General features: G+C 62.6%; 11 protein-coding genes, 1 tRNA gene and 1 pseudogene. 4 read left to right on the forward strand and 9 right to left on the reverse strand.

What is annotated here, in order from left to right; genetic code table 11:
* Positions 1-40: 40 nt before the first annotated feature.
* Positions 41-1465, forward strand: coding sequence for a CCA tRNA nucleotidyltransferase (locus H3T93_RS04340; protein WP_144177999.1), 1425 nt, complete (start codon positions 41-43; stop codon positions 1463-1465).
* 107 nt (positions 1466-1572) lie between these two features.
* Here the strand turns inward: H3T93_RS04340 and H3T93_RS04345 are convergent, their stop codons facing one another.
* The 7 genes from H3T93_RS04345 to H3T93_RS04375 form a co-directional block, all read right to left on the reverse strand.
* Positions 1573-2184, reverse strand: a complete 612-nt coding sequence (locus H3T93_RS04345; protein ID WP_046323561.1) for a LytR C-terminal domain-containing protein — start codon at positions 2182-2184, stop codon at positions 1573-1575.
* A gap of 10 nt (positions 2185-2194) precedes the next feature.
* Positions 2195-3115 carry a 4-(cytidine 5'-diphospho)-2-C-methyl-D-erythritol kinase gene (locus tag H3T93_RS04350; RefSeq protein WP_144177937.1) on the reverse strand — a complete coding sequence of 307 codons (921 nt, stop codon included), beginning with the start codon at positions 3113-3115 and terminating at the stop codon, positions 2195-2197.
* The gene (rsmA, locus tag H3T93_RS04355; RefSeq protein ID WP_121912791.1) at positions 3112-3993 is read right to left on the reverse strand and encodes a 16S rRNA (adenine(1518)-N(6)/adenine(1519)-N(6))-dimethyltransferase RsmA; all 882 of its coding nucleotides are present in this window, start codon (positions 3991-3993) and stop codon (positions 3112-3114) included. The genes H3T93_RS04350 and rsmA overlap by 4 nt, the downstream gene beginning before the upstream one ends.
* 33 nt (positions 3994-4026) lie before the next feature.
* On the reverse strand, positions 4027-5448 hold the full coding sequence (locus H3T93_RS04360) for a G5 domain-containing protein (protein WP_144177935.1): 1422 nt from the start codon (positions 5446-5448) through the stop codon (positions 4027-4029).
* A 403-nt stretch (positions 5449-5851) separates the two neighbouring features.
* Positions 5852-5925 (reverse strand) — tRNA-Thr (locus H3T93_RS04365).
* Positions 5926-6035: 110 nt separating this feature from the next.
* Positions 6036-6959, reverse strand: coding sequence for a DsbA family protein (locus H3T93_RS04370; protein ID WP_144177933.1), 924 nt, complete (start codon positions 6957-6959; stop codon positions 6036-6038).
* Between the two features lie 61 nt (positions 6960-7020).
* Complete coding sequence (locus H3T93_RS04375; RefSeq protein WP_144177931.1) at positions 7021-9012, reverse strand: serine/threonine-protein kinase; 1992 nt, start codon at positions 9010-9012, stop codon at positions 7021-7023.
* A gap of 172 nt (positions 9013-9184) precedes the next feature.
* Between H3T93_RS04375 and H3T93_RS04380 the strand changes: the two genes are divergently transcribed.
* From H3T93_RS04380 to H3T93_RS04390, 3 genes and pseudogenes are all read left to right on the forward strand, one after another.
* Positions 9185-9583 (forward strand): carboxymuconolactone decarboxylase family protein, encoded by a 399-nt coding sequence (locus H3T93_RS04380; RefSeq protein WP_144177929.1) that lies wholly within the window; start codon positions 9185-9187, stop codon positions 9581-9583.
* Positions 9584-9787: 204 nt separating this feature from the next.
* Positions 9788-10915 carry an ABC transporter ATP-binding protein gene (locus tag H3T93_RS04385; protein ID WP_144177927.1) on the forward strand — a complete coding sequence of 376 codons (1128 nt, stop codon included), beginning with the start codon at positions 9788-9790 and terminating at the stop codon, positions 10913-10915.
* A gap of 171 nt (positions 10916-11086) precedes the next feature.
* Positions 11087-12448: pseudogene (locus H3T93_RS04390) on the forward strand (DUF4032 domain-containing protein); the annotation flags it as partial.
* A gap of 417 nt (positions 12449-12865) precedes the next feature.
* On the opposite strand, the gene rlmB reads toward H3T93_RS04390, so the two are convergent.
* Positions 12866-13858, reverse strand: a complete 993-nt coding sequence (gene rlmB, locus H3T93_RS04395) for a 23S rRNA (guanosine(2251)-2'-O)-methyltransferase RlmB (protein WP_144177923.1) — start codon at positions 13856-13858, stop codon at positions 12866-12868.
* 91 nt (positions 13859-13949) lie between these two features.
* Positions 13950-14726: a carboxymuconolactone decarboxylase family protein gene (locus H3T93_RS04400; RefSeq protein WP_144177921.1), complete on the reverse strand. Its 777-nt coding sequence runs from the start codon at positions 14724-14726 to the stop codon at positions 13950-13952.
* Positions 14727-14733: the final 7 nt, after the last annotated feature.

Here is a 14733-nt window from a genome sequence, read left to right on the forward strand (position 1 = left end):
TATGCTAGTAGGCGCATCAACTCCGTAGGAAAGGGTGAGCGTGGATTTCCAAGTCTGGCCGGAGGCCATTGAGCTCGGGCGCCTCTTCGCCGAGCAGGGATATGAACTGGCGTTGGTAGGGGGTCCTGTACGCGATCTGCTCCTGCGTCGGCCCTCCCACGACCTGGACTTTTGCACCTCGGCCCGACCCGAGCAGTTCGAGCCCATCCTGCGTCATTGGGGGTCGGGTTTCTGGGATATGGGTCGTAAATTCGGCACCTTGGGTGCGCTTCGGCGGCGTCCTGACGGCACCGAGGTCAAGGTGGAGGTGACCACCTACCGGCGAGACACCTACGATCCCGATTCCCGCAAGCCCGAGGTGGACTATGGGGACAGCCTCGAGGGGGATCTTTCACGGCGCGACTTCACCGTCAATGCCATGGCCCTGCGGGTGCCCGACCTGGTCTTTGTAGACCCCTACCGGGGGGCCAACGACCTGGCCAAGCAGGTGCTGCGGACCCCGGTGGATCCCCGCCAGTCCTTCGACGACGATCCCTTGCGGATGATGCGGGCCGTGCGGTTCGTGGCCCAGCTGGGATTCACCATCGCCCCGGAGACCGCAGAGGCCATCACCCGCATGACCGATCGAATCAGCATTGTCTCGGCCGAGCGGATTCGCGATGAGCTTACCAAGCTCATGCTGGCCGAACACCCCGTCCAGGGCATTGAGGCCCTGGTGCAGTCCGGCTTGGCTGACATCGTTCTGCCCGAGGTGCCGGCTCTGCAGCTGGAGATAGACGAGCATCACCGGCACAAGGATGTCTTTGAACACACCCTGATGGTGGTGGACCGGGCCATCGCCCTGGAGACCGGACCTGACGGACCTGTGCCCGCCCCGGATCTTACCCTGCGCCTGGCTGCCTTGCTGCACGACATCGGCAAGCCCGCCACCAGACGCTTTGAGCCCGGTGGCAAGGTCAGCTTCCATCATCATGATGCAGTCGGAGCCCGGTTGGCCCGCAAGCGCCTCAAGGCCCTGCGCTTCGACCACCACCTGATCGCCGACGTCTGCGACCTGATCTCCATGCACCTGCGCTTCCATGGCTATGTGGACGAGCGCTGGACCGATGCGGCCGTCCGCCGTTATGCCCGGGAGACCGGTCCGCTTTATGAGCGGCTCAATCGCCTGACCCGGGCCGATGCCACCACCCGCAATAAACGCAAGGCTCAGGTCTTCTCCTCCGCTATGGACGAGCTGGAGGACAGGGTGGCTCAATTGCGCCAGCAGGAGGATTTGGATGCCATCCGGCCCGACTTGGATGGACGACAGATCATGCAGATTCTGGGCCTCAAGCCCGGACCGCAGGTGGGACGTGCTTACCGGCACATGCTGGACTACCGCCTGGATCAGGGCCCTGTCGACCGGCAGACAGCCGAGCAGGAGCTACGGGACTGGTGGCAAGGAGAAGGCGCCGACCAAGCCTGACCCAGGTCAACCCTTCCCCGGAACTCCTGGCCAGAAAGCTGCGAACATTGGCGGCGAGGATTGTGGTGTCGTTGTGTTGAATCCGGCAGTAAGCCAGATCGCCAGCATTAGGCCTTGGGAGCCTTGGGCAGGTTCTTCATGGAGGAGGGGTCGGCCTGGCAGCCCTTGATGGCTTCGATCTTGCGGCCCACGACAGAGGTGCTGTCCTCGTCGTTCAGATCGTTAAAGGTGGCCCCGACGACGACGTCGATTAGATCGTCGCCGCGGTCGTCCATGATCAGCACGGCATCGTTGAATTGGGATCCCACTGTGTAGCCACGGTCAATGGCCGAGGCCCCGAAGCGTATCTCGGTGCGTGCAGTCTCGGTCTTGCCTGGATAGTCCGCGACATCCTGCATGTTGAATCCCCGATTGCGCAGGGCCGAGGCCAGGGCAGTGGCCAGACCGGACTTGTTGGTTCCGTTGAGCACCCGCACGCGGATGTCGGGGTGGTTGACCAGCTTGGACTTGTCAGGCGGGCAGGGCACGGCGACCCCATAGTTGGGCTTGGCGATGCTGGTGTGTTTGGCGTTATGCCCGATGGACCCGAAGATGATCAGACTGCATATGACCAGGATGGCCACTAGGGCGCTGACGACTATGGTGAAGACCATCTTCTGCCGCCGTCGTACGAACTGCCTGCGGGCCTCGCGTTCGTCCAGTGGTTCGGGATTCGTCATGTTGCCTACTCTACTGTCCATGGGTGACTCGCAGTGGGACCATCCTGGGCAGGACTGGCGAGTCAGCCTCGATGATCCTGTCCACGGCATTTTGCTCCCGCCAGAGCCTTATCAGTGCGATTGCCTGCTCGGGCAGAGGGGCCATGACCACAACCGAGGGGCCTGATCCAGAGACGAAAGCCGGCCCGATGCCTGCCCGTCGGGCAAGGTCCAGAGCTCGGCGTGAGCGCGGGTGCAGAGTGCAGGCGGTCTCCTGCAGGTCGTTCAGATCGTGGGAGCCGGGTCCGATCAGATCGAAGGCCTTGTAGACCTGGGCTGTGCTCAGTTGGCTCTCGTAGGCCCCGATCAGGAGGTGTCCGGTCAGCCCAGCTCGGGACAGCCGCTGAGCCTGCGGGCCATCAGGATCCAGGGGTTCCAGAATCTGGCCGAAACCTGTGCCTCTGCTGAGCCCTCCATGCAGGCAGAAGGGCAGATCCGCGCCCAGACTGGCAGCGATTCGATCCAGGTCGGCGGCAGCCATCCCTAGATTCCAAAGCCGGTTCAGGCCCAGCATGGTTCCGGCAGCATCCGCTGATCCGCCGGCCAGGCCGGCGCCCACCGGTATCCGTTTGACGATGTGGATGGCCACATCAGGCTCGTGCCCGGTGGCTTGGGCCATGGCTAGGAGGGCTTTGACGGCTAGGTTGGCGTGTGGATCGGCATCCCGGCGGTTCAGGTCGCCAAGGTGCTCACCCTCCAAGCTCAGGCGGAAGCCGCTGCCAGGTTCTGTCGGGCGCAGTTCCACCCGGTCCCAGATTCCCACGGCGCTGTATATGGTGTCCAGGCGGTGTCGTCCTCCAAGGTCGGTTCGGGTAGGACCAACGCGAAGTCTCAGATTGATTTTGGCGGGACAGCAGAGGCACACGCCGTCCCGTCCGGCTGCCGGGCTCACGCGGTCACCTCGCGGCGGGCTTGCTCCAGGGCGACGAACTCCTCGATGGTCATGGTTTCCCCCCGACGTGCAGGGTCAATGCCTGCTGCCTGGAAGGCTTCGGTGGTCACCAGACCCTTCAGGGCGGCGTGCAGGGTTTTACGGCGCTGTCCAAAGGCGGCATCGATCAGGGCGAAGACCTCGGTCCTCGTCCCCTCGTCCCCGCGCCCGCGTCCATCCTTGTCCCGGGTGAAGGAAACCAGGGCCGAGTCCACGTTGGGGGCTGGCCAGAAGACATGGCGCCCGATTCTGCCCGCTTGGGCGGCATGCCCGTACCAGGCCAGCTTCAGACTGGGAGCGCCGTAGACCTTGGAGCCCGGGGCTGCCGTCAGCCGATCCGCCACCTCCTTCTGGACCATGACTAAAAACCGGCTCAGATTGGCGAACCGGACCAGGAGGGTCAGAATGATCGGAGTGGCAACGTTATATGGCAGGTTGGCCACCATGGCCAGGTCGGTGGCCGTGCCCGCGTCGCCTGCCAGCTGAGGGGTCAAGGTCAGGGCATCACGGTTGATCACGGTCAGCCGGTCCAGGCTCTCCGGCATGCGCTCGCGGACGGTTTGCGGAAGCTGCTGGGCCAGGACGGGATCGATCTCGTCGGCGGTCACCAGGCAGCCAGCCTCCAGCAGCCCAAGAGTCAGGGATCCCAGACCAGGACCCACCTCCAGAACGGATTGGTCGGACTCCACTCTCGCCAAACGCACGATTCTGCGGACAGTTCCTGGATCGATGACGAAGTTCTGCCCCAATCGCTTGGTGGGGTGGATATCGATCTGGTCGGCGATGCGTCGGATGTCGGCGGCACCCAGGAGGCGGTCGCTTTCGGGTTTAGTGTTCATGTCGGTTCGTTGCTCGGCGGGTGTGGTTGGGGATTAGTACGAATTATGCTGTTTTTGGTATTGCAAGGCCGTACTAGGATTCCCGTACTGCTGCGCAATGTAGTAGAGGCCCCAATCGATCTGGACAGCGGCATCGTCATGCCAGTTGGCTCCAAATAACGCCATCTTAGAACCGGGGTAAGCCTGGGGAATACCGTAGGCGCCTGAGTTTTTATTTTCGGCATACCAGAGCCATCCTGATTCCCTGTTCCACAGTTCCACTAGAGCCGTGAACTCCGAACCTGTCCATCCGCGCTGGGCGGCAGCACCGCCGGCATAGGCCTGGGCTACTTCAGGTTCTGCGTGCCAAAGACCGCTAGGAGATGGGCTTGGCGCTGGGGACGGGGCTGGTTTGTTCTCGGGCTTAGGCTGAGTTGGTGTGCTCGGCTGTGTCGGCTGCGTGGTCTGTGGCGGCTTGGTCTGTGTCGGTGTAGGGGCCGGTGTTGATGACGACTGCGAATCCTGGCTGGGCGAGGGGCTCGGAGAGGGGGTCTTCTGCGTCTGTTGGGAGTCCTTGCCTGCGTTGCCCTTGGACTGCTGCCCGCTGTTCTGGCCCTCCTGTGGCTTGTCGGGACCGACGGCCACCACCTGATCCACTGGCATGGCTACGGTCTCCTCCTTTATCACCTGCTCCGATTCGACCTGTCCATCCACGTAGGTGACCTGGATGGTCTGCATGCGTTGACCGGCTACGCCCGCCTGCCGTACCTGGGTTTGACCGGGCGCCAGGCTCGGGTCGACCACGGTCCTCGTGGCGAAGGGGAGGGGAACCGTCCTTTGGGTGTTTCCGTGGGTGACCCGTTGGACACGCAGCACAGTGGTGCCCTGGTCATGCTCCACGCTGACTCGGTCCTCTTTGCCCAGCACGATACCCTTGGAGTCCAGGATGGAGGCGGCTGGAAGCTTGCCGTCAGGGGCCACCGAGGTCTTCCCATCAGCCACGACCGTGACCGGCCCGGCCTGATTGATGACCAGACCGCCGGTCAGCTGGTTGTAGACGTTGCCCACATCCACGGTGACCTTCATGGCCTGCTTGCGGTTCTCCTCAAAGAATCCCAGCAGCTGGTCCATGCTTGTTGCCGTGGTCCAGAAGGGCACCCGCTGCCCCTGAATGACGATGGTGGTCTGATAGGCGGAGCGCACAGTGACCGCCGCATGGTTGCGCAGCTGGCCTCCCGAGGTGGAATCGACCAGATCGTGGGTCTTGACCTTGACCCCCTGCTGGCGTAGCAGACCGTCCACGCTGTAGGCATAGGTGGTCACCATTCTGGTCTGTCCGTTGACGCTCAACGCCACGCTCTTGCGTGCAGTGATGCCGAAGGTCAGAATCATGGCCAGAACGACCAGAAGGGCGCAAGAGGCCACGCGGATCCTTCTGAGCACGACAAAACGCCGCGGTGTCCAGCGTCTGGCCATGTGCTCGCCTCCCCATTCCTGCCTTGTCTGTACCCCGCAATTCTAGCGGTGCGGGCATGGAGTAAGGCCGCACAATTCGCAAGGTCGGGCAAACATCCACATTTGTAGTAGACGGACGGCAATAAAAAAGCCGACTTGGCCTTCATCGGTCAGTCGGCTTTTTTTAAGACCCGGGTCCTGGTCGGCGGGTCAACGTCAAGAGGACGGGAATGAAGGGGAATGATCCCGTCCTCGAATACGAACGGAGATGGTTGGGGAAATGCTCCGTTCGTACTTCGGAGGACGAGCCTCCGAAATGACTTACTCGAGGGAAGTATTTGTAGTTATCCAGGCAATGTCCATTATTGTAGCCTGCCAAGAAGAAAAATGAATAGTTGGATTTAATAGTTCGTTCTTGGCGTAGAGCCTCCTGTCAGAGTCGAACTGACGACCTGCCGCTTACAAGGCGGCTGCTCTGGCCAACTGAGCTAAGGAGGCGGTCCCGGTGGTCCATTACAGCATTCCGGGCCGCGGTACGAAATGATATCGTACCATCACCATGCCCCCAAGGGGACGCTGGGCGCGAAATTTCTCTCGACGTATCCAGTTCAGTCCAGTGAGCGCGGATGGCCGGAGGCGCCGATTGCGGGCATGGCGCCCTTGACGCCCACCTTGGACTGATCCAGACCCAGAGCCTTGAGCAGGCCTGAGCGGTAGTCCAAGCCGGCCTGGGACAGGTTGCCCAGATCCCAGTAATTGCCGTTGATGCGGACCGTGGGCGTGGTCATCTGTCCCTTGTTGGACCCGGAGGGATTCCAGAGCTCCTTACGCATGGGGGTATAGGCGTCCATGGCCTTGATCCAGTCCCGGTAGTGGCCCTTGAGTGCCTGGTCGGCAACCTTGGGATCAACCCCGGCCTTGATGGCCTGCTGGCGGATCTTGTCGTTGCTGATGGGTTGGTAGTTGGATTCGTCCGGCTGGAAGTCCTTGGCGTAGAGATTGGCTATGAAGGGCAGCAGGTGGTCCGGATCGTGCTGGGCCACATAGATGGTGGCCGTGCCCGTCCTGGTCGAGTAGTTGTCCGTGGAGAGCCGGTCCATGAAGCTCATGGGGTAGATGACCAAGTTGATCTGCCCGCCATCCACAAGACCGGTCAAGGTGGAGTCCAGCCCGCGATGCAGGGCGCCGCATCCTGGGCACATGAAGTCCATGTATATCTCCACGGTCGGCGCTTTGGCCACTGGCTTGCCCAGCCCCCGGGAGCTGATCAGGAAGCCACCCTGGTCATTGGCGGCCGAGGGTTTCTCCTTGACCCGGGCGACGGCTTGCCGGGCCTGTTCCAAGTCCTGGGTTTTGACCGGGCGATGGCTGCGCCAGTAGAAGAATCCGCCCAGAGCGATCAGTGCGATGAGCACCACGGTGACAATGATGCCGATCATGGTCTGCTGGCGGCGTTCCTTGGCCTCCTGGAGCCGCCGAGCTTCTTCCTGGGCCTTGAGCGCGGCCTGATGGTTCTGCTTGCCCTTGGACATGACCTGGATCCTTTCCTTGGCATACTGAGCATAGTGTAGCCGCCAGGGGTGAAGCGCCATCTTAGGCGCGCAGGAGGTGAATGGGCGCCCAGTCCATGGAGGGCTGGGTAATCAGCCCGGCCAGGAGAACGGCAATGATCAGCAGCCAGACCAGGAGCAGAATCCACCTGCGACGGGGGCTACCCGGCGCATCGGGATTCTGGCGGCCCATGGGGATGCGGCCCGCCGCCAGACGCAGGACCATGTTGCCACTGCTGGCCTTGGGGGCTGAGCCGTCTTGCGTGGGCAGGGTTGTCAACAGCCAGCCGGCCAGCGTCGCCAGGGCCATGGCCAGTCCGCCGGCGGACAGTGGCCTGGCCGCTGGCAGGGGGAAGATCAGCAGGTGTCCGCCCAGGGCCAGACTTGTATGAACGGTGGTGAGGGCGCCTATCCAGGTCAGCGGCAGCGCGGCCAAGGCTTGGACAAGGATTATGCCCAGCAGGCGGAGCAGGGCGGCCGCCAGGCCCCTGAGCAAGTGCCAGGGAAGGGCGGCCGCGTTCAACAGACGGTCGGTGCCCCGCCGAGGGCCCTCGCGGCGCAGCTCCCGTTCTATTTGGGCCTTTATGCTCCATCCTGCGGTGCTCAGGGCCCAGAGGAGGATTCCGGCGGCCACTAGTGCCGAGACCGGGGCCAGAGCTGTCAGCAGGGCGGGGAGGATTCCCAGCATGACCAGGCAGGGGGTTCCCGCCTTCAGGTAGCGCAGGCGCCGCATCTGAGCTGGAGGCTGGTCTCCCAGCCAGTGGGCATTCGCCTCATTGCGGTATCCGCTGGGCAGGGGCTGTGCTGGCGGTAGCGGATCCTGAACGGTGGTGGCTTGAAGATCTTGTCGGTCGGCTAATGGTTGTTGGTCCTGCCATGCCTGTGTCTGCTCCTCGGCTGTGGGAAGGGGATTCAACAGGCTGGTGGGCTGTTCCGTGTCGGGTAGGAGGGTCGTCTGTTCATCGGCTTCTTCCTCAGTCGGAGGTCGTGACCAAGCCGTGCGCGGACTGTCTGGATCAGCCTGAGCGATCGGCGGCATGGGCATGGTGGCTGGCTCCACGACCATGGTGGGCGAGTCGGCCTGTCCCTCAGACTCCGAAGAGCCGCCGCCAAAAGGGCGCATCGTCTTCTGACTGTTCTTGCTGGGTTCCTGATCGTCTTGTTCCCCTTGCCAGGCCTGCGGATCCATGGCATCCCGACCGATGGCCTCCAGAAGTTCCTCAGGCGTGCAACGTGCCCTCCTGTCGGGGGAGAGGGCCGAGCGCAGGGCTCTCATGGTGCCGATAGGCAGCCCGGACAGATCAGCATTGCCCGAAGCCTCCCGTTCCAGGACCGCCATCATCGGTTTGTCACCGAAGACCGCTCGCCCGGTGGCTGCATAGGCCAGAACGGCGGCCGTGCTCCACCAGTCGGTTCCCTGGTCGGCCTCGGCTCCGTCGATGATCTCCGGGGCGATGAAGCCAGGGGTCCCCATGACCAGCCCTGTCCTGGTCACATGGCTTTGCCCCTGGCCCATAGCGATGCCGAAGTCCACAAGCACCGGCCCCGAGACCGAGATCATGACATTTGTGGGCTTGATGTCCCGGTGGACGATGCCCGCTTGGTGGACGGCTGCGACGGCATCGGTCAGCTTCCGTGCCAGCCGCTCCAGATCGTCACCCTGATAGGGGCCGTTGACGGCCACGTCGTCGCGAAGGTTGCGCCCCTCGATCAGTTCGGTCACGATAAAGGCCAGGGCATCATCAAGTTCCATATCCACGATCCGGCAGACGCCTGGATGGCGAATCCGTTGCAGGGCCAGAGCCTCGCGCCGCAGGCGCTCGCGGGCCGAGGCGCGGTCGCGTTCGTCAGGGCTGTCTGACGGGACCTGATCCTCCTCCAGGGATTCCCGCAGGATCTTCATGGCGTAGTCCTGGCCCCCACCATCACGTGCGCGCCAGACGGACCCCATGGCACCACCGCCCAGGGGCTCGATCAGGGTGTAGCCCCCTACCAGCCGTCCCGGCCTCAGGTCCAAACCCTCAAGATCGCTCATATCTCCATTGTGCCCCGACTGGTTGAAAAGCACCTGATTGCGGCCTTTGTTATTTCGCCGCGTCCGAGATTGCCTCAGATGGCTCGACTGCCGACGGCACAATGAGCAACCAGGCGTTGATACAATATTCTCGGCGGGAAAATATACAAAATAACAGAAAGAAGGGGCTTCCATGGAAGCTTCGCGCTTTGAAAAGGGATCCCAGGCCTTGGCCGCTATTGACGGCAAGGGAGGACAGGCTGTCATCGACTCCCTTCAGGATATAGCGCCGGACCTTGGCCGTTGGATTGTCGAATTCGCCTTTGGTGACATATACACCAGAAAAGGACTCGATCTTCAGCAGCGTGAGCTGGTCACTATAGGCAGTCTGGTGACGCAGGGTGACACGGTTCCACAGCTGACTGTCCACATACAGGGAGCCCTGAATGTGGGGCTGAGCAAGGCGGCCGTGGTCGAAGCCATACTCCAATGTGCTCCCTACGTGGGATTCCCCAGGGTCATCAACGCAATCAACGTAGCCAGGACGGTCTTCGAGCGCGATACTGAAGATTCCGACAAGCCCAAGGATTGAGTCTCGGCAAGGGTTTGCACGTCGAATTCAGACCTTGGTGTATAGTGGGCACTGGCTCAAGGGAGAGTTTCTCTTAACCACAAAATAGAAAACCGTCGCATGGCCATGCCGATGCCGGTGTTGACCCCGGGACGGAAACCACAGTGAAAATCAACCCTTCACTACGGATCGTTCGGCACGTACCTGCCGATGAAAGGATGAACAATGGCAGAAGTGGTATTCGACCACGTCACTCGTATCTACCCGGGCAACGATGAGCCCTCGGTCAGTGACCTCACTCTGGACATCAAGGACGGTGAATTCCTTGTTCTGGTAGGGCCTTCCGGCTGCGGAAAGTCCACCACCCTGCGCATGTTGGCTGGCCTGGAAGAGGTCAACAAGGGGCGCATCATGATTGGTGACAGAGACGTGACGACCATGCAGCCCAAGGACCGCGACATCGCCATGGTCTTCCAGAACTACGCCCTTTACCCCCACATGACAGTGGCCGACAACATGGGCTTCGCCCTGAAGATCGCTGGCACCCCAAAGGATCAGATTCGCCAGCGGGTGGAGAAGGCCGCCGAGGTGCTGGATCTGACCGAGTACCTGGACCGCAAGCCCAAGGCTCTGTCAGGTGGTCAGCGTCAGCGTGTGGCCATGGGCCGCGCTATTGTGCGTCAGCCCAAGGTCTTCCTGATGGATGAGCCCCTGTCCAACCTGGACGCCAAGCTGCGTGTCCAGACCCGTACACAGATTGCTGCTCTGCAGCGTCAGCTGAACGTCACCACCCTGTACGTGACCCACGATCAGACCGAGGCTCTGACCATGGGTGACAGGATCGCCGTCATCAAGCTGGGTGTCCTGCAGCAGGTGGGTGCGCCCACCGAGCTCTATGATCGGCCCGAGAACGTCTTCGTGGCTGGCTTCATCGGTTCGCCCTCCATGAACATCAATATCCACCCCGTGGTCAACGGCCAGGCCAAGATCGGCGAGGACACCATCAGCCTGCCGCGCGAGGCGGTCGACAAGCTGACCCCCGAGGATCAGGGCAAGATCGTCGTCGGCTTCCGTCCCGAGAATGCCAGTCTGGCCAGTCCCTCCGAGCCGGATGCCTTCTCCCTGAAGGTAGCCAACGTGGAGGATTTGGGCTCTGACGGCTACATCTACGGCAATATTCTGACCGACAACAGCGTGGCTGAGCAGGCCATCGTCATGTCCGACCAGAACAAGCTGACCACCATCCGCGTAAACCCGCGCGACCTGCCCAAGGTGGGCGACGTGGTCAAGATCCACATCGATCCTGAAAAGATGCACCTCTTCTCCCCGGCCAGTGAGCTGCGGCTGAACTGAGCCTTTCTGTGACCCTGTGGTTCGGCCACGGTTTCCCGCCGAGCCGCAGGGCCCGTATCGATCATTGATATCATCTCCTTTCCTTGTTGACCGGGTGACCAAGAGCCCCGCGCGGCGCATCCGTGCGGGGCTCTTCCCGTATAGGATGGGCGGCGATGGGATGGATGAAGCATGACTAGCGTGAACATCAACCGGGCGACGGCCTCCTCTCTGGACCCTCGTGCCCTGAAAGCCACCTCGATAAAGACCACGGTCGATCCCTCCTCCGAGCAGGAGCCGGCTGCCCTGCATATCACGGCCACCAGCTCCAACCCCAGGATGTTTACCCTGCCCTGGGAGCGGCCGCTGGCCACCTGGCCCCGGGATCTGCTGGCCAACCTGCCCAGAGGCATCTCCCGGCACGTGGTTCGCTTTGTCCACGTGGGCGACGATGTCTACGCCATGAAGGAGATCACCCAGCGGGTGGCCGAGCGTGAGTACGAACTTCTGCGCAAGCTGAAAAAACTGGAGCTGCCTACGGTCAATCCCATCGCCGTGGTTACCGGTCGACACACCCGTGAGGGCGAGCCTCTTGAGGCCATGCTGGTCACCCAGCACCTGAAGTTCTCACTGCCCTACCGTGCCCTATTCGCCCGCAATCTGCGCCCGGACACGGCCGAGCGTCTGATCGATGCTTTGGCGGTCCTTCTGGTGAGGCTCCATCTGGCCGGTTTTTACTGGGGCGACGTTTCCCTGTCCAACGTGCTCTTCCTGCGCGATGCCGATGCCTTCTCGGCCTTCCTGGTCGATGCCGAGACCGGCGATCTGCATCCCAGCCTGACCGACGGCCAGCGCGAGTACGACATTGATCTGGCCAGGACCAACATCATCGGTGAGCTCATGGATCTGGATTCCGGCAACCTGCTGGCCGGCGAGGTGGACGAGGTCGGTGTGGGCAACCGGCTGGTGGACCGCTATCACTCACTCTGGAGCGCCCTGACGGACGTGGACAGCTTCGACCCGGATGAGATGTGGAAGATCGAGCGCCGCGTCAACCGGCTCAACGATCTGGGCTTCGACGTGGACGAGCTGGAGATGAAGACCGAGGAGGACGGCAACCGGGTGCTGGTGCGGCCCAGGGTGGTCGATGCCGGCTACGCTTCTCGCAAGCTGCTGCGGCTGACCGGTCTGGACGTGCAGGAGAACCAGGCCCGGCGGCTGCTCAACGATTTGGATGCCTATCGTGCCTCCACCTGGCGTCAGGGCGAGGACTTGGAGATCGTGGCCACCGACTGGATGCGCGAGGTCTTCGAGCCTACTGTGCGCATGATCCCGCCGGAATATCGTTCGCAGATCGAACCGGCCCAGTTCTTCCATGAGGTGCTGACCCACCGCTGGCTGATGGCCGAGAAGGCCGGCCACGATGTGCCCATGGCCGAGGCCGTGCAGAGCTATATCAGCGAGTCCCTGCCCGAGTACCGGCTGGATTCCGAGGACATGAAGACCATTAACGAAGAGGCCGATGCCGGGGTGGTCGACGACGAGATGAATTGGCAGGGCGGCCATGCCCAGGCCGGTCAAGGTGAGCAAGCCGGCCGCGATCGGACCGACAAGGATGCGAATGGCCATGAAGTGGAAGGCCAAGACGCAGCTGACAGTGGGGTGACTGGCCAAACCAACGCTGGAGGGCAGAACGGAGCAGGCACCCAGACGGACCGTGACCGGGCTGTCGAGGAGGTGTCGTCGCAGCCGGCCTTTGAGGACGCGAATGGCGGCCGAAGCTCGCTGAGATCGGTCTACGCCCCTGGCAGCCTGGATGCGGCCGCCGACCAGGACGATCAGGACGATGCAGTCTGGGCTTCCAGCTGATTCTTTGGTCTGTGCGGCAACCAGTCTGCAGCAGGCTGTTGCCGCACGTAGGCTGTTGCCGCCTGGCTTGTCTGTCTTCAGATTGCCGGTGTCTGCCTGGGGCTATTGCACTTGGCTGGCGGACCGTCGGCGTGCCATGGCTACGGCGTAGAGGCTGATGCCAGCCGCAACCGAGGCGTTCAGGGATTCCACCGAGCTGGAAATGGGGATGGAGGCCAGGGCATCACAGTTCTCGCGGACCAGGCGGCTCAGCCCCTTGCCCTCGGAGCCCAGGACCACCACCAGCGGATCGGTCTCGAAGCCTGTCTCGCCTACTGTGGTGGTGCCTGCGCCGTCCAGGCCAACCGCGTAGTAGCCGCGCTCCTTGAGCCCTTGGATGGCCTTGGTCAGATTGACCACGCGGGCCACGGGCAGATGGGCGGCGGCTCCGGCAGACACCTTCCAGGCTGCAGCTGTGACCGAGGCGCTGCGTCGCTCAGGCAGAACTACACCAGAGGCCCCGAAGGCCGCTGCTGAACGGATTACGGCCCCGAGATTCTGCGGGTCAGTGACCCCATCCAGGGCGATGAACAGCGGACGGGCGGCAACCTTGGTCGCCTGATCGGCTCCTTCCAGGGCAGCCGCGTGCTTCTCGGCCCTGTCGACCAGGCTCTGCAGGGAGGCGTACTGGTAGGGCTGCACCTTGAGGACCACGCCCTGGTGGTTGCTGGACCTGGCGATGCGGTTCATCTCCAGACGGTCGGCTTCCAGCAGGTTGAGTCCCTCCTGTCCGGCCAGCCGTACGATTTCTCTGGTCCTGTCGTCGTGTTCCATCCGGGCGGCCAGATAGAGCTGGCTGGCCGGGACTCCTACACGCAGGGCTTCCAGGACTGCATTGCGGCCGATGACCAGATCATCGGAATCGGAGGTGAATCGGTCGGCCCGGCGGCGGGCTGCCAGACGTGGATCGGCCGCCTGCCTGCGCTGGGCCGCCTGCCGGGCCTTATAGGCCTTGTGGTAGACGCGATCCTCGGCCTTGGGGGTAGGTCCCCGGCCGCGCAGTTTGTTGCGGTGCTTGCCGCCCGAACCCTTGGTCGGGCCTTTCTTGTTAGCCATGTCTTCAGTGTAAAGGCAGGCGGGAACCGGTAGTTGTCTGTCGGCCTCGATATCTGCAGGGCGAGGACACACTGTAATCAGGCCGTGTGAGTCACCCCAGATCGGACACCTGATCGGGATCTGGGAACTCCATCCACTCGACCGGAGACTGTCCGCTTGAGGCCGGGGTAACGGCGATGTGGGCCATGGATGACTGGGCCGAGGCCCCATGCCAGTGCCTGACGCCAGCTGGGCAGAAGACCACGTCGCCGGGTTCCAGCCTGCGGGGCTGATGGCCCTCCTCCTGTTCCCACCCCTGCCCGGCGGTGACGATCAGGAGCTGGCCATGCGGGTGGGTGTGCCAACGGTTGACGCATCCGGGTGCGAAGGTCACATTGCTGGCGGCGCATTCTGCGTCTGGATCAGTCAGTCGGTGCAGCCAGACATGACCGGTGAAGTTGGGTCCATCAGCCGAGTCTCCCAAGGGATAGGGCCCTGAATCCGGTTCCGTCCCGGCAGCAGTTGCGGTTGCAGGTGCAGTGGTGTCCCGGCTCTCGTCGTCACGGTCGCCCTCACCGTAGACCTCCTTGGCCAGGTCGAAAGCCGACCATGCCTTGGGCCAGCCTGCATAGAAGGCCAGGTGGGTGATTAGCGCCACCATTTCAGTGCGGGTGACGCCATTACCCTTGGCCATGGCCATATGGCTCTTCAACTGGGGGAAGAGTCCCATGCTCATCAGACCTGCGCAGGTGATCATGCTGCGGTCCCGAGCTGAAAGTTCGTCTTCGCGGGACCAGATCTGGCCGAAGAGCACATCATCGTTGAGGTGGGCGAATTGCGGTGCGAACCGACCGAGCCGGTCGTGGCCCGCCGTCTGTTTGATTGCCATGAGTTAG

This window comes from Bifidobacterium sp. M0404 (assembly GCF_016101415.1).
GTDB classification, from domain to species: domain Bacteria; phylum Actinomycetota; class Actinomycetes; order Actinomycetales; family Bifidobacteriaceae; genus Bombiscardovia; species Bombiscardovia polysaccharolytica.

What these genes read in the sequence shown, in the direction of transcription:
- H3T93_RS04385 (WP_144177927.1), top strand. Translation starts at nt 9,788, where the DNA reads ATGGCAGAAGTGGTATTCGACCACGTCACTCGTATCTACCCGGGCAAC.
- rsmA (WP_121912791.1), bottom strand. Translation starts at nt 3,993, where the DNA reads ATGAACACTAAACCCGAAAGCGACCGCCTCCTGGGTGCCGCCGACATC.
- H3T93_RS04375 (WP_144177931.1), bottom strand. Translation starts at nt 9,012, where the DNA reads ATGAGCGATCTTGAGGGTTTGGACCTGAGGCCGGGACGGCTGGTAGGG.
- H3T93_RS04400 (WP_144177921.1), bottom strand. Translation starts at nt 14,726, where the DNA reads ATGGCAATCAAACAGACGGCGGGCCACGACCGGCTCGGTCGGTTCGCA.
- rlmB (WP_144177923.1), bottom strand. Translation starts at nt 13,858, where the DNA reads ATGGCTAACAAGAAAGGCCCGACCAAGGGTTCGGGCGGCAAGCACCGC.
- H3T93_RS04380 (WP_144177929.1), top strand. Translation starts at nt 9,185, where the DNA reads ATGGAAGCTTCGCGCTTTGAAAAGGGATCCCAGGCCTTGGCCGCTATT.
- H3T93_RS04360 (WP_144177935.1), bottom strand. Translation starts at nt 5,448, where the DNA reads ATGGCCAGACGCTGGACACCGCGGCGTTTTGTCGTGCTCAGAAGGATC.
- H3T93_RS04370 (WP_144177933.1), bottom strand. Translation starts at nt 6,959, where the DNA reads ATGTCCAAGGGCAAGCAGAACCATCAGGCCGCGCTCAAGGCCCAGGAA.
- H3T93_RS04345 (WP_046323561.1), bottom strand. Translation starts at nt 2,184, where the DNA reads ATGACGAATCCCGAACCACTGGACGAACGCGAGGCCCGCAGGCAGTTC.